The 22,482-nt window shown below is 46.0% G+C and carries 14 protein-coding genes; 12 read left to right on the forward strand and 2 right to left on the reverse strand.

The features are described from left to right. The first annotated feature begins 53 nt into the window (after positions 1 to 53). From BUR42_RS01915 to BUR42_RS01970, 12 genes are all read left to right on the forward strand, one after another. The gene (locus BUR42_RS01915; RefSeq protein WP_074237478.1) at positions 54 to 656 is read left to right on the forward strand and encodes an RNA polymerase sigma factor; all 603 of its coding nucleotides are present in this window, start codon (positions 54 to 56) and stop codon (positions 654 to 656) included. Between the two features lie 59 nt (positions 657 to 715). Beyond that, positions 716 to 1,924, forward strand: a complete 1,209-nt coding sequence (locus BUR42_RS01920) for a FecR domain-containing protein (protein WP_074237479.1) — start codon at positions 716 to 718, stop codon at positions 1,922 to 1,924. A 250-nt stretch (positions 1,925 to 2,174) separates the two neighbouring features. Continuing rightward, a complete protein-coding gene (locus BUR42_RS01925) occupies positions 2,175 to 5,771 on the forward strand; it encodes a SusC/RagA family TonB-linked outer membrane protein (RefSeq protein ID WP_200798201.1) in 3,597 nt (1,198 codons plus the stop codon). A gap of 11 nt (positions 5,772 to 5,782) precedes the next feature. Then, entirely contained in the window at positions 5,783 to 7,207 is a 1,425-nt protein-coding gene (locus BUR42_RS29850; RefSeq protein WP_200798202.1) for a RagB/SusD family nutrient uptake outer membrane protein, read from the forward strand. Positions 7,208 to 7,232: 25 nt separating this feature from the next. Next, on the forward strand, positions 7,233 to 8,159 hold the full coding sequence (locus BUR42_RS01935; protein WP_074237482.1) for a hypothetical protein: 927 nt from the start codon (positions 7,233 to 7,235) through the stop codon (positions 8,157 to 8,159). A gap of 108 nt (positions 8,160 to 8,267) precedes the next feature. Further along, positions 8,268 to 9,197, forward strand: a complete 930-nt coding sequence (locus BUR42_RS01940; protein WP_074237483.1) for an ABC transporter ATP-binding protein — start codon at positions 8,268 to 8,270, stop codon at positions 9,195 to 9,197. A 21-nt stretch (positions 9,198 to 9,218) separates the two neighbouring features. Then, positions 9,219 to 11,522: a Gldg family protein gene (locus BUR42_RS01945; protein ID WP_074237484.1), complete on the forward strand. Its 2,304-nt coding sequence runs from the start codon at positions 9,219 to 9,221 to the stop codon at positions 11,520 to 11,522. Positions 11,523 to 11,524: 2 nt separating this feature from the next. Next, on the forward strand, positions 11,525 to 12,844 hold the full coding sequence (locus BUR42_RS01950; RefSeq protein ID WP_074237485.1) for a MutS-related protein: 1,320 nt from the start codon (positions 11,525 to 11,527) through the stop codon (positions 12,842 to 12,844). Beyond that, positions 12,841 to 14,154 (forward strand): MutS-related protein, encoded by a 1,314-nt coding sequence (locus BUR42_RS01955; protein ID WP_074237486.1) that lies wholly within the window; start codon positions 12,841 to 12,843, stop codon positions 14,152 to 14,154. Before BUR42_RS01950 ends, BUR42_RS01955 begins: the two co-directional genes overlap by 4 nt. A gap of 99 nt (positions 14,155 to 14,253) precedes the next feature. Further along, positions 14,254 to 15,795, forward strand: a complete 1,542-nt coding sequence (locus BUR42_RS01960; RefSeq protein ID WP_143197304.1) for a hypothetical protein — start codon at positions 14,254 to 14,256, stop codon at positions 15,793 to 15,795. After that, positions 15,792 to 16,787, forward strand: coding sequence for a glycosyltransferase family 2 protein (locus BUR42_RS01965; RefSeq protein WP_074237488.1), 996 nt, complete (start codon positions 15,792 to 15,794; stop codon positions 16,785 to 16,787). Before BUR42_RS01960 ends, BUR42_RS01965 begins: the two co-directional genes overlap by 4 nt. Positions 16,788 to 16,847: 60 nt before the next feature. Beyond that, positions 16,848 to 19,472 carry a glycoside hydrolase family 78 protein gene (locus BUR42_RS01970; RefSeq protein ID WP_074237489.1) on the forward strand — a complete coding sequence of 875 codons (2,625 nt, stop codon included), beginning with the start codon at positions 16,848 to 16,850 and terminating at the stop codon, positions 19,470 to 19,472. A gap of 51 nt (positions 19,473 to 19,523) precedes the next feature. On the opposite strand, the gene BUR42_RS01975 is transcribed toward BUR42_RS01970, so the two are convergent. Next, positions 19,524 to 20,480, reverse strand: coding sequence for a DUF4973 domain-containing protein (locus BUR42_RS01975; protein WP_074237490.1), 957 nt, complete (start codon positions 20,478 to 20,480; stop codon positions 19,524 to 19,526). 13 nt (positions 20,481 to 20,493) lie between these two features. Then, positions 20,494 to 22,482 carry a RagB/SusD family nutrient uptake outer membrane protein gene (locus BUR42_RS01980; RefSeq protein WP_234979589.1) on the reverse strand — a complete coding sequence of 663 codons (1,989 nt, stop codon included), beginning with the start codon at positions 22,480 to 22,482 and terminating at the stop codon, positions 20,494 to 20,496.

Genomic DNA, 22,482 nt, shown 5'->3' on the forward strand with positions numbered 1-22,482 from the left:
CATTTTCTTAGATTAGTTTTTATAGTTTAGCAGAATATATCTAAAACAGAGTATTGTCAATCAACCAGGCATATGAGGAAAGGGCGCTGATCTCATCTTTTCAGCAGGGCGAACATAAAGCACTGCACCAGATCTATGAGTTATATATGCGGCCGCTCTGCTTTTTTACAGAACAGCTTATTTCCAATACCATGGCTGCGGAAGATATCGTTTCCGAATGCTTTATTAATGCTTTCCAAAGAAAAGAACACTTCCCCACACTTGGCCAGCTGAAGGCCTTTCTTTTCACAGCAGCAAAGAACGCAGCACTCAATTATCTTAAGGCACAAAAAAGGCACGACGACATCCATCACTCCATAGAAAGAGGGGCAGAACGCTTTACAATAGATGCAGAAAACGCTTATATCAAAACAGAAGTGATGCAGGTTATTTTCGGGGAGATCGAGAAACTGCCTCCGCAATGCCGCCAGGTGGTCCGCCTGTCTGTTGTTGAAGGAAAAAAGGCGCAGGAAATAGCGGAGGAGTTAAATATGGCCTATCAGACGGTTTTGAATCAAAAGGCAAAAGGGATAAGCCTGCTCCGCACCGCCCTCCTGAAAAATGAGCTCCTTTCCCTGCCAGGGCTTGTTTTTGCACTATTCCTGCTCCAGCGGTAAATTTTTTTTTGAAAGGGGGCGGTATAAAAAGAAGAGTTAGTTGTTTTAGTAGTATAAGCATGACTGAAAACATTCATTACATAGCCGGCCTCATCGGCAAACATCTCCGGAATAGCCTGAATGCTGAAGAGAATAGCGCATTGGAAGAGTGGATCAACTCATCCGAACATAACCGCCAACTCTTTGAAGAGATCAACGACCAGCAGCAGCTGCTGGCTAACCTGCATCGTTTCTATGCATATGATTCAGATCGTATCTCTGCTAAGATCCGGGAGCAGGTGCCGGCATTCGGTCCGCCTGTTCATCAACCGGCCAGGATCGTACACAGCAGGTGGAAATGGGCTGCAGCCGCAGCCGTATTGCTCCTTGCAGGAAGCACCTACCTGCTGATGACAGATCAGCTAAAGCAGCCGCCCGTAGTTGCAGTGGCGGATCATGTAACAATCGCTCCAGGTAAAGAAGGTGCCATCCTTACGCTGGCAGATGGCCGGGAGGTAGTGCTGGATAGTCTTGGCAATGGTGTTATTGCTCAACAGAACGGCACTTCAGTTGTACTGTCCAACGGGCAACTGATCTACGATCCCGCCAGGGAAAATGCATCCGGTGTGCAGTACAATCAAATGACCACACCCAAGGGACGGCAGTTCCGGGTCACTTTACCGGATGGCACAAAAGTCTGGCTGAATGCTGCCAGCTCCATTCGTTATCCTACCGTATTTGCCGAAAACGAACGTAAAGTGGAAGTTTTCGGAGAAGCATGTTTTGAAGTAGCAAAAGATGCCGGCAAACCTTTCCTCGTAACCGTCAATAATAAAGCAGAAATAAGCGTACTAGGCACGTTGTTTAACGTAAATGCCTACGAGAATGAAGATGCCATTAATACAACCCTGCTGAATGGAAGCGTGAAAGTAGCGATCCCCTCTTCAGCGCGGGCAGATGGTGTGATCCTGAAACCTGGTCAGCAGGCAAGGATCGGTATGCATAAAACCACAGAGGACATACAGGTGCTCAATAATGAAGACCTGGAAAAAATAATGGCTTGGAAGAACGGGCTGTTCAACTTTGAGGGCGCACATTTAGAAGAAGTCATGAGACAGCTTGAACGCTGGTATAATATAGATGTTGTATACGAGAATGGAATACCGGATATCCGGTTCCTCGGCGAAATGAGCAGGCAAATAGCATTAGCGGACCTGCTGGAGATATTAAGAAGAACAGAAGTGGATTTCAGGGTAGAAGGGCGCAAACTGATCGTGCTGAATAAATAAATACCTAAAAAAATTACAGAAAAGGCTGTATTTGACTATCCCTAACTAGTAGATAGATGGGCCAGCTATTGGATAAAAAAACCGTCACGGATTGCGGCCATGACGGTGTACGACTTAGTTGGTCTCTAAACGGTTTATTGCTATTCACATTTATTAACAACCAAATCTCTTGCAATTTATGCAAAAAAAATGCTATTGCCCACCCGATCGTCCGGGGGAACATGGGCCCCTTACCAAAATCTTGTTGGCTATGCGACTTACTGTCATTTTATTAACAGCCGTTATGTTGCAGGCAAATGCTTCGGGCCTTGCACAAACCGTTACACTATCCGGTAAAGAGATCCCTTTAAAGAAAATATTTACTGCTATCAAGCAGCAAACAGGTTATGTTGTTTTCAGCAATACCAACACTGTCAACGATGCACAGCATGTATCACTTTCCGTGCGTGATATGCCATTGAGAGACTTATTGGATGTGGTGCTGAAAGACTTTCCTGTTACTTACCTGATCAAAGATAAAACGATTGTACTCTCCCGTAAGGTGATGCCACAGGTTAACTTCCTGGAAATTCCGGCTCCGCCAGCCGAAATTTCAGGGGTGGTGCGCTCAGCTGCCGGAGAAGTGCTGCAGGGTGTTTCCGTGCGTATTAAAAATACAAGTAGCGGAACCAGTACAGGCCCCGGTGGGGAATTTTCCTTTCTGCGGGTTCCGGAAAACGCCGTTGTGATCATTTCCATGCTGGGTTACGAAACCATGGAAATAGGGATCCGCAAAACAAATAAAGGGTATACTGCTTATGCCGTTAATAACGCACAATCCGGCGGTGTAAAGGCTTCAGAAGGGAACATTGTGAGCATCAATGTAACGCTGAATAAAAAAGAGCTGGAGATGCAGGATGTGGTGGTAACAGGTTACATGAACGTGAACAAGGGCATGTATGTGGGCGCTGTTTATTCCGTGAAGGCAGACGATATAAAGATAGGTGGTGAAACCAGCATTGATCAGATGTTACAGGGTGTGGTGCCGGGGATGTCTGTAATGGTGCAATCCGGTCAGGTGGGTGCTACTCCCAAGATCCGTATCCGTGGTACTTCCACTATCCTGGGAAACCAGGAACCACTTTGGGTAGTGGATGGTGTGATCCAGCGCGATCCTTTGCCTATTCCCAGTGGTAGCGGAGCATTGGCAGGAGATCCGGGAGAATTACGCCTGATCGCTTCCAATGCTATTTCCTGGCTGAACCCTAACGATATTGATGGTATCACTGTATTGAAAGATGCTTCCGCTACTGCCATCTATGGCTCGCAGGCAGCTAACGGCGTGATTGTACTCACTACTAAAAAAGCAAGGCCGGGTCAGTTATCTGTTTCCTATAGCGGTAACTTTTCCGTTGGCCAAAGGCCCACATATGGTACGTACGACCTGATGAACTCACAGGAGCTGATGCAGTTCTCCAAAGAGGTATACCAGGGCCGCGACAGTTATACCTATGAGGTACTGCCAATAGGTTATGGAGGATTGATCCAGCAGTTACAGGATAAAACGATAGATTTTGCTACATACACGGAAAAGTACAGGAAGATGGAAAACCAGAATACAGACTGGTTCAGTGCATTGTTCCGCAATACTTTTAATCAGAATCACAACGTGAGCATTTCCGGCGGTACGGATAAGATCGTGAACAGAACTTCCTTTAGCATGCAGCAGCAGAAAGGAGAAGCGAAAGGGAATGATCTGAAATCTTTCACCGCATCTTCGAATACAACGCTCCGGTTTGGAAGCCGCCTTACCGTAAACCTGATGCTGAATGGAAGTATCCGGGAAACAGATGGTTTTACTTATGGTGTGAGCCCATTTGATTATGCCTATAGTACTTCCAGGACCATTCCGATGTATAACGATGATGGAACACTTTTCTATCATGAGAAGAGAGGTGAGGCCAGTACAGCAGTTCCTAATAAAAACAGTTACCTGTATAATATTCAGAACGAAATTAGTAACACAGGTACAAAGAATACCACTACCACACTTTCTTCCACTGTTGATGTAAGGTTGCAGGTGCTGAAAGGACTGGAATACCAGGGACTGCTGTCTTATACCACCGCTGCCTCCAATGTAAAATCCTATGCTACTGAATTATCTTATTTCATCACGCAAAAAAGAGGATATGAATTTGGCAGCGTACCATCCAATTCCCCTGAAGAGCTGAGCAGCCGCCTGCCTTTTGGTGGCCTGGCACAGCTGGAAAGCGCCAATAATAAAGGGTATACTTTCAGGAACAGCCTCGTATATAACAAACAGTTTGGCAACCTGCACAACATGATCCTGCAGGGAGGGGTAGAAGCAAGGTCTTCCCTTGCAGAGGGCAACACGGCTACGCGTTACGGTTACCTGCGTTACCGTGGAGAAAGTTATGCACCCGTTCCGCTTGCACCCACTTTTATTGTGAACAGCGGTTTGGAAAACCTGCATGAATCCATGCGTTTGAATTCAAGGATCGTTAACCAGGAAAGTAATTACCTGAGTGAATACTTCTCTGCTGTATATGGTTTTGATCAGCGTTATATCATCAACTTTAACGGAAGGCTGGATGCATCCAACCGTTTTGGCCAGGATAAGAACAAAAGGTTCCAGCCAACCTGGTCTGTGGGTGGAAGATGGCGTGTTGGTAATGAAAAATTCCTGCAAAGGGTGAAATGGCTGAATTCATTTGACCTGTCTGCCACTTATGGTTACCAGGGAAATGCCGTAGAAGCGGTATCGCCTTACCTCATTGCTACAGATGGCGGGCTCAGCCAGATCTTCAGGCAATATACCCTGAGGATCAAATCCCTGCCTTATCCTGATCTGGGTTGGGAAAAAACAAAGACCTGGAACCTGGGGCTTGATTTCTCCCTGTGGAATGGCCGCTTTAATGCAACCGCCAACTGGTATAAAAAGAGCAGTAATATACTCGCATCCCGCCAGGTACCAGTGGAGAATGGGATGAATTCAGCGATCGTATTCGGTTCCCTGATGGAGAATACAGGATATGATCTGATCATCAGCCTGATACCTGTACGTACAAAAGATTTCAGCTGGCAGTTCTCTGTTAATACCGGTCTTGCCAGGAATATACTGAAGCAGAACGAAAGGGTGAATACAAGAGAAGATTATCTGAACGGAACGGCGATTGTGAATGGAGAATCTTATTCCACATTCTACTCCTTTGCATATGCGGGCCTTGACCACACGAACGGACGCCCCACTTTCAGATACATGGATATTAAACCAACACAGAACGATCTGGATTACCTGGTGAAGACCGGTAAGCTGGAACCGGACTTTTCAGGTGGTTTTAATACGATGCTCAGGTATAAGAACATTTCACTGAGTGCGCAGTTTGCTATGGCATTCGGGGCAACCAAACGTCTGCCGCTTTATTACAATAACACTGGTGCGCCTACACCGGAACAGAATGTTCCCAGGGCATTGAAGGACCGCTGGAAACAACCTGGTGATGAACAATACACCAATATCCCTTCTATTCCTCCTGGTAATCCCCGCAGGTTTGAATTCAATCTGCCCCTGCTGAACCCGGTACCGGTTACACCTTATCAATTGTATAATCAATCTGATATCATGACGGCCAGTGCTGATTTTATCCGCTGCCGTTCCATAGGTGTGAATTATGAATTTACACAGAAGATGCTGAAGCCAATGCATATAAAACGTTTGAGCACATCGCTCAGTATGACCAATCCATTCCTGGTGGTGTTTGATGATGCATGGAGAGGGTATGATCCGGAAACAGCCGGATGGCCTGCCCGCAGGATGGCATCATTATCTTTTAATATGACATTTTAATCATGAAGCGCATGAAATATAAAATATGCTATCTCTCCTTCATCACCGGCCTGCTTGCTTTAAGCAGCTGCTCCAAACTCCTGGAAGAAAAATCCCAGAGTGAGGTGATCCCTAAAACTACGGTGGACTTCCGGGAATTGCTGATGGGCTCTGGTTATATGCCAGCTACAGAACCCATCAACTTCCTCTATTACATGGATGATGATGTGGATTTTTTCATTGAATACGGAAATGGTAATGGTTCACCGGTAGGTAGTTCCACTGCTAAGATCAACTTCCTCTTTTATACCTGGCAGCCCAGGCTGGGAGACAGGAATGGACTGGGAGACCTTATCAGTGAAGATCCGGCTTCCACCGCATACTACCGCCACTATGATTGGATAAAGGGATGTAATGCGGTATTGGATAATATCAATAATGCTATCGGCAGCCAGCCGGAAAAAGACAGGGTAAGGGCAGAAGCGCTGGCTATTCGCGCCTTTTATTATTTCCGTTTGGTGAACTTATATGGAGAACCCTATAACAGTAACCCGGCAGGGCTGAGTGTTCCATTAAAATTAACTTCCGGGCTGGTGGCAGAGAATATGCCAAGGGCCACTGTTGCACAGGTATATGAAACCATCGTGAACGATCTGAAGGAAGCATCCCGGTTAATGGACCCGCTGCCTATTGTTCGCAGGGATTTCCATATCAACCAGCCGGCTATTCACATCCTGTTATCGAGGGTATACCTCCATATGGAGAAATGGGCAGAATGTAAAGCAGAGGCGGATAAGGTTTTTGAGCAGGGAGGCATGCTGAACGATCTCACAAAGGCTCCTGCCAGTTCCTGGCTCACTTATGCCAACCCTGAAGTGGAATGGATGTTTGGTGGCAGTCCACAGGCGAATCAAAGTACCTATATTCCTTCAGCAGAGTTCCGTGCGATGTTCGATACAACGGATGTACGCTGGAAATATGGCTTCCTTATTCAGCCGCAGAGCTTTTACCCGCTCCTTTCTAAAATGCTGCTGAGCACCATAGACCCGGTACAATCGGTTCGTACGGGGGAAGCTGTTTTAAACAGGGCTGAAGCCAATGTACAGTTGGAAAAACTGCCTGAAGCCATGAAAGACCTGAACGATCTGCGCCGTACCCGTATTGTTGGTTACAGGGATACCAGCATCATCAATAAAACTGACCTGCTGCAGGCCGTAAGGAATGAACGCCGTAAAGAATTCTGCCACGAAGGTTTCCGCTGGTTCGATCTGCGCCGTTATGGGATGCCTGCCATCACGCACCGTTATCAGAATGAATTGACAGAACCTGTCGTGCATTACACACTTGCCGCAAAAGATCCGATGTATGTATTGCCTTTCCCGAACAGCCTGTTGCTGAGGAACCCCGCTTTAAAGCAGAACCCCTCCGGCAGTATGCCAGACAGGGTAGGACAGTAATGTTTCATAACTAATTTTCAATAACATGAAGAAGATATTTATCGTCGGCTGCCTGTTCCTCTTCTCCTGCAAAAAGGATGCAGAGCCCGGTGCACCTATACCCATAGAAGTGGATTATGTTCTGCCACAAGGGAATGCCTCCACGGAAGCAAATGCTAAAATTCAGCAACTCTATGATAATTACGGATCGTATTTCCTGTATGTATTTACACAGAAGGATTTTGAATGGACGCAGGCTACCAGCACAGGAAATTCAAAGATAGATTCTGTGGTATTGGGCAACCCTGCTTATGTGGGGGATATGCTCAGTTTCCTGGATGATATATGGCTGAAATTCCTGCCGGAATCATTTAAGAAAAGCTCGGGCGTGCCTTACAGGGTGCTGATGGCAGATACGATCAAACAACGCAGAAGTGGCACAGGATGGCCTCCGGGTATGGAGTTCCTGTACTTCGATTATAAAGTAGTAGGTAAGTCCATCACTTTTGCAGGCATGAACAGTTCACTGCGTACGCTCACACCTGCACAGAAACTGGCGAAGAAAAATCTGCTCACAGGTGTGATCTGGAACTATTACATCAACAGTAAAATACTGGATGTACCTGCCTCATTTTATAATGTGAGCAATTACACTGTCGCAGCACCTGCCCTGCCATTGAATGCGGCAAATCCTGCAAATGTGGATGCTTACCGCCAGAAGGGTTTTTTACCCAACGGTTATAATGCAGTGAGTGGCGTACCCACTGAATGGCATAACGGCACCTTTTCATGGACCACTGCCAGAACGAACGATATCAATTCCTTTATATTTAACCTTACGCAAAGAACGGATGCCCAGCTGCAATCTTATCTCACGTATCCGTTGATAAAGCAGAAGTATGATATCCTGGTTAACCATTTCAAAACAAAATACAATATAGACATACGCGCTATAGGCAATGCCACCTATTGATCCCTGCTCTTAACTGCTCCGGGCCTTTTCCGGAGCAGTTATTTCCAACGCATCATATAAGCACACCAGCTTGTACAGATATCTTATTTAATAAACAATCCGTAATGAATGGAAAACGCCATTGTAAAAGTTGAAAACTTATCTCACCGTTACGCTTCGCAGTGGGCGGTAAGGGATATTAATTTTGAGATCCGCAGCCAGGGAGTTGTAGGATTACTGGGTTCCAACGGAGCCGGTAAATCCACTACCATGAATATCATCTGTGGTGTATTAAAGCAAACAAAAGGAGAAGTATTCATCAACGGCATCAGCCTGAAGGATAACCCGGTAGCGGCTAAACGCAATATCGGCTTTATGCCGCAGAAGCTGCCGCTTTACCAGGATTTTACGGTGGAAGAATATATCACCTATTGCGCAGACCTGAGGATGGTGGAGAAAACCCAGGTAAAAAAAGCAACGAAGGATGCGATGGAAAGATGCGGTGTGCTGCATTTCAGAGAACGATTGCTTCGCAACCTCTCCGGTGGTTACCAGCAGCGGGTAGGTATTGCACAGGCCATTGTGCATAATCCAAGGTTTGTAGTGCTGGATGAACCTACCAATGGCCTGGACCCGAACCAGATCGTGGAGGTGCGGAACCTGATCAAAGAAATTGCGCAGGACCGTTCCGTATTGCTCTCAACGCACATTCTTACAGAAGTACAGGCTACCTGCCAGGAGATCAAGATGATCGAAGAAGGGCAGATGGTGTTCTCCGGAACTTTGGAGATGTTCGACAATTACATCGAACCAAATACACTTGTTGTATCGCTGGATACACCCCCTGTTCAGGATGAACTGCTGAAGCTGGAAGGCGTAAGGTCTATTGAGCAGCTGGCGCCTTCCCGCTTCAGGATCGGATATGACGGGGACAAGAAAACAGCGCAGCGTATAGCAGAAACAAGTGTAAACAGCAACTGGGGATTGATGGAGCTGATCATTGAAAAAAGTTCGCTGGATGCTGTATTTGCGAGACTGTCCAGGAAAAACACCAAATAAAAACCTGATAAAAGATATTAAATGAGACGAATTTATAAGATCGCCAAGGCGGAACTGTTCACCTTGTTCTATTCACCCATCGCCTGGATGATCCTTGTTGTATTTGCTTTTCAGACAGGGATGGCTTTTGTTGAACATCTGCAGGAAGCGGTAAGGGCACAGGCTACCGGTTGGGGAAATTCATTTATTACAGCCGGTATTTTTTCAGGACCACGGGGGCTGTTTGCTTCAGTGCAGAACTACCTGTACCTCTATATGCCCTTGCTGACAATGGGCCTGATGAGCCGTGAGTTAAGCAGCGGATCTATTAAGCTGCTGTATTCTTCTCCCGTAACATCTTCCCAGATCATCCGCGGTAAATTCCTGGCCATGATGACTTACAGCTTCATGCTGATAGGTGTGCTGATGGTGTATGTGGTGATCGGCCTGTGTACCGTGGATAATTTTGACCTTCCTTCTGTATGGTCCGGCCTCCTGGCCATCTACCTGCTGATGTGCGGGTATGCGGCCATAGGATTATTTATGTCCAGCCTCACCTCTTACCAGGTGGTAGCGGCTTTGGGAACACTGGTGCTGCTGGCAGCATTGAGCTATATGAACAAGATCTGGCAGGATATCAATTTTGTACGGGATATCACCTACTGGCTCTCTATCTCAGGCCGTTGTAATGAAATGATCAATGGGTTGATCTGCAGCGAGGATGTACTGTATTTTGTGATCGTTGTATGTATGTTCCTTGCACTGAGTATCCTTAAGTTACAGGCCAACCGTACACATGCTTCATTTTCCAGGGTATGGGGCCAGTATGCGCTGGTGGTTGTTTGTGCCATGATGCTGGGATATGCTACTTCCCGGCCAATCCTGATGGCCTATTATGATGCCACTGAAACCAAACGCAATACCCTTACACCTAACAGCCAGGAGATCATGGCTAAACTGGAAGGGGGAATGACCATTACAACTTATGTAAACCTGCTGGACAGGGAATATTATCATGGCATTCCCGCACAGGTAAATGAGGACAAGGAGAGACTGAAACAATACATCCGCTTTAAACCGGAAACCAAACTGAAGTACGTTTATTACTATGATAAGCCAAGTAATAATCCACGGCTGAATTTTGTTTACCCTAAAAAGAGCCTGGCTGAAATGGCCAAAGGTGAAGCAAATATCCGTGACCTTGATATTGACCTTTTCCTCACACCAAAAGAAATAAAGAAGAAGATCGATCTCTCGGGCGAGGGCAACACGTTTGTTCGACTGGTAGAAAGAGAGAACGGGCAGAAAGCCTGGCTGAGGATCTATGATGATATGATGAAATTCCCTTCAGAAGCAGAAGTATCCGCTGTTTTCAAACGAATGGTGATGAAGCTGCCCAGGATTGCTTTCCTGGAAGGGCACGGCGAACGTAAGATCGAAGGAGAAAGGATCAGGGATTACACCATGTTCTCTTCCGTTAAAACATTCCGTTACGCGCTTACCAACCAGGGCTGTGATGTGGAAACACTGGACCTTTCCGGGGATAAACAGATCCCCAAAGAAGTGGACATTATCGTGATCGCGGATATGAAAGAGAAAATGGATTCCCTGCAAAAGAAGAAACTGGACGCCTACATTGCCAACGGTGGCAACCTGGTGATCACACTTAAGCCGGGTTCAGAAATAATGGAATCATTCATCGGGGAATTTGGTGTTAAAACAGTTCCCGGCCAGCTGGTACAACCTAAACAGGATGTAGCGGCCAATGTGGTGATGAATGTTCCTACAGAAGCAGCTAAAGCACTGGCGCCCATTTACGAGAGTATGCTGGATCGCAGGCAATGGGTAGGTACGGTGATCTCTGCCGGCCTTGTAATGGCTGAAAATAAAGGATACAAAGCAATACCTGTTCTGCAGACAGTGGATACCATGAAAACATGGAATGAAGTACAGACCATAGATTTTGTGAATGACTCTGCTACAGTAGATGCAGCAGCCGGAGAAAAGCAGGGTGTGTATACCACCGCTATGGCCTTAACCCGTAAAGTAGGAGCAAAGGAGCAACGCATTATGATCATCGGAGATGCCGATTGTATCAGCAACGGTGGCATGACACCTCCTTACAGACGTTATGGCGCAGCTAACTTCTCCATGATCCCGGGTACCTTCCATTGGCTGTCTTACGGCACTGTACCGGTTGATGTGAGCCGCCCGCGTTCTTCAGATAATGAGATCTCCCTTGCCAAAGACAGTGTGAAAGCAGTGAGATATGGATTGATGGGAGTTATACCCGGCATATTGCTGATAGGAAGTGCCATTTTACTGATCAGGAGAAAAAGAAAGTAGGTATGAGCCTGATGACCGATAAACAAACATTGAATGATCTGAATATTTTCGGAAAAGGAGGAGGAGATACGGTATATACCATCTTTAACCGCACCTTTACCCGTGGCGGATCTGAATTGCTGGAAGAAATGTTCCGTAATCCGCTGTCAGATGAGCATACTATCAATGCACGCAGCACTATCATCCGTTCTTTTTCCGAACAGGAGATCAGCTTTCCGTACGAAAGCGAATGGTTCGATGCAGCAGAGCAATACCTGGAAAATACAGATGAGCGCACCCGGCTGACGGAAACAGATAATACGCTGAGCAGAAAATTCAATCATCTGATCGCTGCCGATACGGAATATAAAGCCATTGAAAAAAGTGTACTGAGCCTGATCCACATCCTGCAATCTACCAGGGCATTTGCCGCTACTATCCGGCAACTGGCAGATGTAGATGAGCTGTTGCGCATAGAGGAACTGCAACCACTGTTGCAGGAGAGCACCAAACAGAAATTTTCCTTTGCCAGGATAGCGGAGTACGATAAAGTACTTCGCTTCCGGCAGCGGGAGAATATCAAAAAACTGCTGGGGCATATTTACCTGGCAGATGTATACCTCTCTGTTGCCCGTACTGCCAGGGAGCGGAAATTTACCTTCCCGGTTGCGTTGCCCCGTGCAGCCCAAACCATGGTGCTGGAAGATTTTTACCATCCGTCTTTAACAAAACCAGTGGTCAATTCTCTGTCTGTTAGCCCCCAAAGCAATATTATTTTTCTGACTGGGGCCAATATGGCAGGTAAATCCACTTTCATGAAAGCGCTGGGCATTACCATGTACCTGGCACAGATGGGATTCCCTGTCCCGGCTTCAAAAATGGAGTTCGCTGTGCGGGATGGTATTTACACCACTATTAACCTGCCGGATAACCTGCATATCGGAGCCAGTCATTTCTATGCAGAAGTGCTGCGCATAAAAACGATCGCAAGGGAACTGAGCCGTGATAAGTACCTGTTTGTGATCTTTGATGAACTGTTCCGCGGTACCAATGTAAAGGATGCATACGAAGCTACCATTGCCATTACTTCTGCCATAGCACGCAGGCAGAATTGTATGTTCATTGTGTCCACACACATTATTGAAGCAGGTGATGTGCTCAAAGAGAAATGCGATAACATCAACTTCGTATACCTGCCTACACTGATGGACGGCAACAAGCCCGTTTATACACATAAGCTGGCCTCCGGTATTACTTCAGACAGGCATGGTATGGTGATTATAAAAAATGAAGGGATCCTGGATATATTAACCAGGAGAAGATCAATAAAGAAAACCACATGAGCTTTATTGCAGACAAACAAACGCTGGATGACCTTTCCCTGTTAGGGAAATACAATGCCGGTTCCATTTTCAGCCTCTTCAACCAGGTACATACCAGGGGAGCGGAAAAGCTACTGGATATCATGTTCCGGCACCCCCTCACAGAGGCGGAAAAGATCAACAGCAGAAGTGAAGCCTTTCGTTATTTCGGAGAGCATGCTGCTATCTTTCCTTTTGATGAGCAGCAGCTGAACAGCATGGAGGCATACCTGGAAGAGGGAGGTAGCGGTAATGCACCATTGGTATACTGGCAGGTAGGCAGGAAAAAACTGATGGAGCTGTTGGTAAAGGAAGATACTTACAGCCTGCTGGTGGAAGGTATGAATACCTGCATCAATGTATTGAAATGTTGTGCCGGGCTTCTTAAGCAGTTAGAAAAAGAAGGCCGGGATACAAACAGTCCCTGGGAAAAATGGGCTGCGGCAGCCAGGAGTATCATAGAAGATAAACGGCTTACAGCATATGATACAGCGGAAAGGTCTGTTTTTCAAACAGCCGGGCTGCATTACCTGCTTACACATGTGTTTCAAAGCAGGTTAAAGCATCTGCTGGAGCTGACCTATGAAATAGATGTCTATATCACAGTATCCGGTATTGCCAGGGAGCGGGACTTTACATATGCCCTTGCTTTGCCAAAAGGAAAGAATATCCTGGTAGCAGAGGGTGTAAGGCATCCCAGGGTAGAAAAAGCGGTTCCCAATTCAATTGCTTTCAATGGAGATAGTAATATCCTGTTCCTTACCGGGGCAAATATGGCCGGTAAATCCACTTTGATGAAAGCTACTGGTATCATGCTGTACCTGGCACATATGGGCTTCCCTGTGGCGGCGGATGATCTGCAGTTCTCCGTGCTGGATGGTATTTATTCTTCCGTGAATGTGCCGGATGATCTGAACAGGGGGTACAGTCATTTTTATGCAGAGGTCTTAAGGGTGAAAAAGGTGGCAGAGGAAGTAGATTCTGAGAAACACCTGTTTGTGATCTTCGATGAGCTTTTTAAAGGCACCAATGTAAAAGATGCTTACGATGCAACGCTTGCCGTAACTGCTGCCTTCACTGCTTTCAGGGAGTGTTTCTTTATAATTTCCACGCATATTTTTGAAGTAGGGGAGGAATTGAAGGCAGAAGGGGATAGTATTCAGTTTGTATTCTTACCTACTGTTATGGAAGGCACTGTGCCCAGGTATACTTATACCCTTCAAAAGGGTATTACGGAGGACCGGCAGGGGATGATCATTATTGAAAATGAAGGGATCCTGGATATGCTTTAAACCGCCATTAGATACATTGTAAAAGGTTGTGATCGTTGGATTGCAACCTTTTTTTATTTCCGCATAAGGGTAAAGTGAGGGGAGTGTGTTATAAGCTTGATGAGATACAGAAATCTTGCCTATGGCCAGCTAACCAATCCCCAACTGCTCGCTTTGACCTTTTTGCTGGCAGCCGTCTCTTATATATGGGCCGGAGTGTCTGATGGATTCTACCAGGGGGAGGAAGGTGCCCAATACATTAATATGCTCGATTTCTGGACAAACTGGGAAGTGATCCTGGGAAATTGGGCCAAAACCGGCTGGAAGCTGGTATATGTAATCCCTGCCTTGCTGGGCCAGCCTGCGGTGCTTGCGCTAAATTGCCTCTTGTCTGCATTCACCGGTTTTTTCGTGTACAAGGTTTGCGTATTGAAGGAAGTAAAGCTGCCACTGGTTGGGATTGTTATGCTTTTCTCCCAGGTACTCTGGTTCCAGTTAAGCCACAGGACCTACTCTGAAATACTCACCGCCTTCCTGTTAATATTGTCTGTCTATTTTTATTACAGGGAGAAATTCATCATCACTGCACTTTTATTCTCTTATATATTGATCATCCGGCAGGAGTTCTATCCGCTGGCCTTCATTTTTGGTTTATTCCTGCTCTGGAAAAGACAATTCCTGCCCGCAGCATTGCTGGCGGTATTTCCGGTATTGTATAACCTGGCCGGTTATTTTGCAACAAACGACATCTTGTTCCTCTGGAACAATTCGAAGAAACTGGCGGATTTTACAAAAGACGCTTATCCGCGCCAGGGGTTTGATCATTATTTTAAAGTTTCCCCTGCTATCTTCGGGATCATTCCGCTGGCCTGTTTCATTGCTTACATTGCGCTGTTCCTTTTTAAGAAGATCAAACCGGATTATCTGCTGCTGGCCTGTGCAGGCATCTATTTTATCACCCATTGTATATTGAACTGGCAATCTGTGGTCATCGGAGCTTCTACAGGTGGCAACTGGCGGTACATGACCATCATATCACCAATTATTGCGGTACTGGCAGCCGTAGCTTTTGATAAGATTGTAACACTTGAGAAAAAATGGTTCCTGCTGGTGCTATTGGTGCCCTGGTTTTTCCTGGTACTAAAATATGCCAGTTTCAACCACAATTGGGTGATGTATGATACCACCTCTCATAACCTGGCAGTGATGATTTACAGTCTGCTGATGATCCTTTTGCTGGTGATACCGGCTCCTGCCAGAACCGCTTTTTATGTACTGTTGATCTTAGCGGGAGGATATATGCTTAAAATGATCAGGCCCATTAAGCTGGTGGGCGAAAATGTGGCTATGAAAGAAGTGTACCAGTGGTCCAAAGAGAATAAGATAGATGAGCATAGACACATCCTTTGCTCATTGCCACTCTATAATTATTTCTATGATAAACGGAACGATCAGTTTGCCAAAGGGAAGGAAGACCTGAATGAAAACACACTTAAAAATGCACCGGTAGGAAGTTATATCATCTGGGATACGCATTATGCCACCAAATATGGAAATGTGCAGAAAGAGGCATTTACAACGGACAGGTATAAACTTATAAAAACATGGACAGATGCAGAACGTTCCATTGCGATTGCATTGGTTGAAAAAATAAACCCATGACGAAACTGGCTATTATTATCCCTTGTTACAACGAAGAGGAAGTACTGCCCGAAACAGCGCTTCGGATATATCAGTTACTGGTTCAACTGATCAACAGGCATATGATATCAGCTGACAGCTATGCTTTGTTTGTTGACGATGGAAGCAAAGACCGTACCTGGAGTATGATTGAAGACCTGCATCATAAAAATGCAGCTTTCAGGGGTTTAAAGTTATCCCGCAATTTCGGACATCAGAATGCATTGCTGGCAGGGTTATCACATGCAGACGATGCGCATGTGATGATATCCATAGATGCAGATCTGCAGGATGATCTTTCTGCCATAGAAAAGATGCTGGCAGCCTATGAGCGGGGATACGAAATAGTATATGGTGTAAGAGAAGACCGTAGTACAGATTCCTGGTTTAAGCGGGCAACGGCATTGGGTTTCTATAAATTGCTCTCCATGATGGGAACGGAATCTGTATATAATCATGCGGATTACCGGTTGCTGAGTCAAAAAGCCTTTGCGGCGTTCCGGGATTTTAAAGAAGTGAACCTGTATCTGCGGGGAATGATCCCTATGCTCGGTTTTAAACAAACCGCGGTTTATTATAAGAGGGATATACGTAAAGCAGGTACCAGCAAATATCCCCTTGCCAAAATGCTCTCTTTCGCCTGGGATGGATTGACCAGTTTAAGCAGCAGGCCATTGCGGTTTGTTACAGTAACCGGAGGGGTTGTGTTCCTGCTGAGCATTGGTATGAGCATCTATGCGCTGATCTCTTATCTCTCTGATGCAACGATCCATGGATGGGCATCCACCGTACTGCCTATGTATTTCCTGGGTGGGATTCAATTGTTTTGTATAGGGCTGATAGGAGAATATGTGGGAAAGATCTACCGCGAGGTGAAACAGCGGCCGCGGTTTATTATCGAGGAACATCTGAAAGGAGATCCGTTTGAGGCAATTGAACACCGGGCATCGAAGGTTTCCACACTAGCAGGATAGTTCATGACACTTATCTGAAAATTACTGCTGATATTAGTATATCATACTAATACAGCTTATATGAACAGGCTTTCCACGAAAATTCTACTTTTAGCATTTCTCCTCGTCCCGGGTCTTTCCGGGCTGGCTCAAAAGGTCAGCGTAAGCGATCTTACTGTTGAACATCTTGAAAACCCCTTATCCGTAGATGCATCTGCACCCAGGTTAAGCTGGAAGATAACATCACAGCTTAAGAACACCCTGCAAACAGCCTATGAGATCAGGGTAGGCACGGATAAAAATGGCCTGGCTGCAGGGAAAGGGATTGTGTGGAAAGGTGCCGGCAAAACAAGCCAATCAGTGCTCATTCCCTATGAAGGCCCTGCATTGCAATCTAAAACACGCTATTTCTGGCAGGTAAGGGTCACTGATAACCAGGGCAATACTTCTCCCTGGAGCAGTGTGCAATTCTGGCAAACCGGCCTGAAGCCGGAAGACTGGACGGCCCAATGGATCGCCGTAAGTGAAAAGGATACCCTGGCAAGGAGCCCTTTGTTCAGAAAAGAATTCCCTGTAGCAAAGAAAATAAGATCCGCCCTTGCCTATATCACGGCCAAAGGTTTGTATGAAGCCAGTATCAATGGCCAGCGCGTTGGGGATAGTTATCTTACGCCTGGCTGGACCAGCTATCGTAATCATCTTCAATACCAGGTGTACGATGTAACGGCATCCCTGAAGAGTGGTACTAACGCCATCGGGGTAACGTTGGGAGACGGATGGTACAAAGGAAGGATCGGTTTTGAAGGGAAGCGCAGATTTTATGGCGATACCCGGGCTTTGCTGTTGCAGCTTGAAATTGAATATACGGATGGAACAAAAGAATCCATCAACACGGACCAAAGCTGGAAAACGGCCTACGGGCCTATCATGGCATCTGATATTTATGATGGGGAAACCTATGATGCCAGAGAAGAAAAGGCCGGCTCATGGGGCAATGTGCGCATTCTTGAAAAAGGCACAGAACAATTAGTTGGCATGAGTGGCCCCACGGTTAAAAAACACGAAACGTTCAAAGCCTTAAAAATATTTAGAACACCCAAAGGTGAAATCGTGGCAGACTTCGGGCAAAACCTGGTAGGCTGGGCTATAATTAAAGCAAAAGGCCCCGCCGGTACGCGTATTTCTCTCAGCCATGCGGAAGTGCTGGATAAAGAAGGTAATTTTTATACCGTAAACCTCAGGTCAGCAAAAGCGCAGGCTAACTATATCCTTAAAGGAAATGAGGAGCAGACATTCGAGCCGCATTTTACATTTTTCGGTTTCAGATATGTGAGAGTAGAAGGGTATCCCGGTGAACTGAAACCGGAAGACCTCACAGCGGTAGCGCTGTATTCAGATATGGCCACTACCGGAAAGTTCACTACATCTAATAACCTGCTGAATCAATTACAGCATAATATACAATGGGGCCAGAAAGGAAACTTTGTAGATGTGCCCACCGACTGCCCGCAACGTGATGAACGCCTTGGCTGGACCGGCGATGCACAGGCTTTTGCAAATACCGCCGCATACAATATGGATGTAGCCGGTTTCTTTACTAAATGGTTGAAGGATGTAAAAGCAGACCAGCAGCCAAATGGCCTGATCCCGCACGTGATCCCCAATGTACTCGGTGCAAAGGATGGCGCTTCTGCAGGATGGGCAGATGTGGCTACCATCATTCCGTGGGACATGTATGTAGCCTATGGCGATAAACGTTTGCTGGAAGTACAATATGAAAGCATGAAAAAATGGGTGGGTTTCATCCGCACCACCGCAAAGAATAATCTCTGGAACACCGGCTTCCATTTTGGCGACTGGCTGTTCTACCGCCCTGATGACGATAATGATGGCAGAGCTGCGGTAACGGACAAGTACCTGATTGCACAGGCCTTTTATGCGCACTCTACGCAATTATTGATCAATGCGGCACAGGTATTAGGAAAACAGGAGGATGTTGAGCAATACACCAACTTACTCAAAGAGATCAAAAAGGCCTTTATTAGGGAATATATGACGGAAACAGGCCGCCTGGTGTCCAGCACGCAAACCGCTTATGTACTGGCCCTGCAGTTTGACATGTTGCCGGAGGAGCTGAGGGCTTCATCAGCAGAGCGGTTGGTAAACAATATCAAAAGCTACGGTAATCACCTGACCACCGGTTTCCTCGGAACACCTTATTTGTGCCATGTGCTTACCCGTTTCGGTTATACGAATGTGGCCTACGATCTGTTGATGCAGGAACGTTATCCTTCCTGGTTGTATCCTGTGAAAATGGGTGCTACCACTATATGGGAACGTTGGGATGGTATTAAACCAGACGGAAGTTTCCAGACACCTGGTATGAACTCCTATAACCACTACGCCTATGGTGCTATCGGAGACTGGATGTACCGGCATATGGCAGGGATCAATTCAGATCCCTCTGCACCGGGATATAAAAAGATCTATATCAGTCCTAAGCCGGGTGGTGGCATCACCAGTGTTTCCGGTGAGCTGCATACACCTTATGGATTAGTAAGCTCTTCCTGGAAGATAGAAGATAAAGTATTTAAGCTGGACGTACAGGTGCCTGCCAATACCAATGCAAAGGTGGTGTTGCCGTTCGGAGGGAAGGAAACGGAAGTGGGTTCGGGAAGTTATCATTTTGAATGTAATGTGCCATAACAACATACATAAAAGAACGCCGGAACCTTGTTTCCGGCGTTCTTATTTGCATTAGTCAGGGATCTGTACCTGCTGCTCCTCTTCAGGGATCTGAATGTTCTTTACTTTTTCCAGTACCATAGATCCTGCAAACCGGTACTTTAAAGGGAATGCCGGATTGGTAATATCATCATAATAATATTCCAGGTATACAGTGGTATATGTTTTCTCAAGATAGGGTTGTACCTCATCCATTCGCTTGCTGATAGTATAGGTGCCTTTTTGCTGAACGAAATTGATAGCCGGATTGCCTGAAGTTAATGTAACGGTGCTATCCTGATTGAACCTTGCACTGATCTTATAGCCAGCCCTGTCTATAGCTTCTTCTTCTGTTACACCTGCATAAAAGAATACCGCATTTTCATTTACAACCCATGTATTCCTGTAGGGAGTGGTCAGGGCCGTCTGGCCGTTCTCGCTTCTTGTTCTGTCCCATACTGCACCGGCAACGGAATATCTTCCGGAGTAGTTATTGAATGGTATGATGCTGATCAGCGCTTTTTTGTAATGCTTCAGTATAGAAGGTGAATATCTGGAAGTGGAAACGATCTCTAATGGCAGAATGTATTTATTCACAAGGTCTATCCCATCCAGTTTCAGATCGATGGTAAGATGCCCGGTGTTTGAACCTTTTGGGATAGTAGCGGTGAGCGTTTTAAAGCTGTAGAACTCAGAGGGGAATTCTTTGAAATACAGGTCCTGCCGCAGGCGGAACCTGTCAAAGTTCAGGTTCTCAAGTGTATCCTTATCAAGGGCAACGGTAACATTTACATCCGTATTATTGTCAGTGGAGCCGCTTAATACGAGTGGGATCTTAAGAGGGATATTACCGCCCTGTTCCTTGTATTTCACATATACCTGCACCACCCCATTTTTACCAAATGCAACATACTTTGTAAAAAGTTCCTCTTCCCATTCTTTGTTGCACGCGCAGAGCGTGATCAACAGGAATAAATATAAATACTTCATGGTACTTTCGTTTTTAATTGAATGTTGTCCATCCTGGATTTTGTGTCAGTTTTCTGTTCGTTCTTAACTCGCTGTGGGAGATAGGCCAGAGGTACATCTTTTTTACAAAGATGGTGGGCATGGAAGGGATGGCAACCGGGATATAGAACAGGTCCCGCTGATCTTCCGTCATGTTCATATTACATCCCATCACCTGTGTAGATTCTTCTACGGGTGCATCTTTCCAGCGTCTCAGATCATAGTAGCGATGGCCTTCGGCAAATAATTCGATCTGCCTTTCTCTTTTCAGGGCTTTCCTGAGGTTTTCTTTTGAAGCATAGATGCCGGCATCAAAATCCGGAACGCCGGCCCTGATGCGTATCTGGCTGAGGTATTTGCTGATCTCCTCTGCATTTCTTGCAACAGTGATATTTCCTGTGCCCTGGTAGTTGGGAATATTGTGTGAGCCGTTCAATTCGTTCAATGCTTCTGCATAGATCAGCAGGATCTCTGCATACCGGATGGCGGGTTCAATTTTAGGTACTACAAATCCACCTTCCATAAATGAGTCGAATGGGTTGTAATATTTTTTGATCCCTAATCCCGTTCTGATGTGGAAGGCAGGAGAGGAGGGTTGCTTACCGTCTGAATAGCCCCTGTAATAGAAAACCTGCTTATACCTGTCTTCCACCTTCCTGGCACTGGTGCCTTCCCACATACTGCCGTTATAAGCTACCGAAGCATAAAAGCGGGGTTCCCTGTTGGCGTACTGTAAGGATACTTTTGCGGGTAAGGGTTTATGGGAAGTATTATTTACGGTAAAACCTGTTACCCTTGGGTTAACCGGTACATTGGCACCATCATTCATGTAATAGATATCTGCCTGTTTCTGTGTGATGCCATGTGTATTCCAGCCTTTCAATGAATAAGGTACCTGGTGCAGCACCATTTGAGCAACCCCTTCTGAGCTTTGTTCCGTAACGCGTGAAAAAATGATCTCAGGATTAGCGGTGTAGGCTAAAGCGCCGTTAAACAGCTGGCTGTAGGATTGAAAAGGGTCAATATCTTTCCATCCCAAAGGGAAGGCCTTTTCTGAATAAAGGGCATTAAAAGGCGGGATAATTGTTCTGGGTTGTGTGGCACTCTGATCCTGGGCATTAAAAGGAGCGGTGAACAGCTTGTAAACATTCATGTCTATCACATCTTTCGCTGCGGCGGCAGCTTTTGCCCATTTTACTTCATCATAAGTTTGAGTGATCAGCTTGCGGCCGGTATTATCAACAAGATCTGCCATTTCCGTATTGCCATTAAAAAGCGGGCTTGCTCCATACAGGTATACCTTTGCACGTGCAGCAAGCGCTGCGCCTCTTGTTGGCCGGGCAGCCTCCCTGTTGGTATGTTGCAGCGGAAGGTCCTTTGCGGCTATGGCCAGTTCCTTTGTAATGAAATCCACGCATTCATCATAGGAATTCCTGGGTTGCGCTAAATTCTGATACTCTGTTGTGTAATCGATCCCTTCATCTGCAACAAGCGGTACCGGACCATATTTCCTTAACAGCAGCCAGTAATAGTAGGCCCTGAGAAAACGGGCCTCTGCTTTCTTTTGCAGGATCTCCTCCGGTGTCATCTCCCGGTTCTTATCGATATTGTGAATGAAGATGGAAGCCTTGCGGATACCCTGGTAGCAGGATGACCAGGACCCCTGGTCCCAGGTTTCATCGTACTCCCCGTTTTTGTACCTCCGGTATTTATCATCCCGGTCTCCAAAGAACATATCATCGGATATGAAATTGAAGGGGGTGAATCCTTTACTGGCAACATCAGCATTTTCATTGCGCAGGTGGGAGTAGGTGCTGGCCAGCCATTGGTCAGAATAATCCTTTTTAGTAAAAAGCGTGTCTGTATTCAACCGGTCTTTAAAAAAGTGGTCCATATTCAGATACTTCTTACAGGAGCTCAGGAACAGGATCCCTGCAAATGCACAGAGGAAGGAGATCCATTTATTCATTATAGTTTTGTTCAT

The sequence above is a fragment of the Chitinophaga niabensis genome (assembly GCF_900129465.1).
Classification (GTDB): Bacteria; Bacteroidota; Bacteroidia; order Chitinophagales; family Chitinophagaceae; genus Chitinophaga; species Chitinophaga niabensis.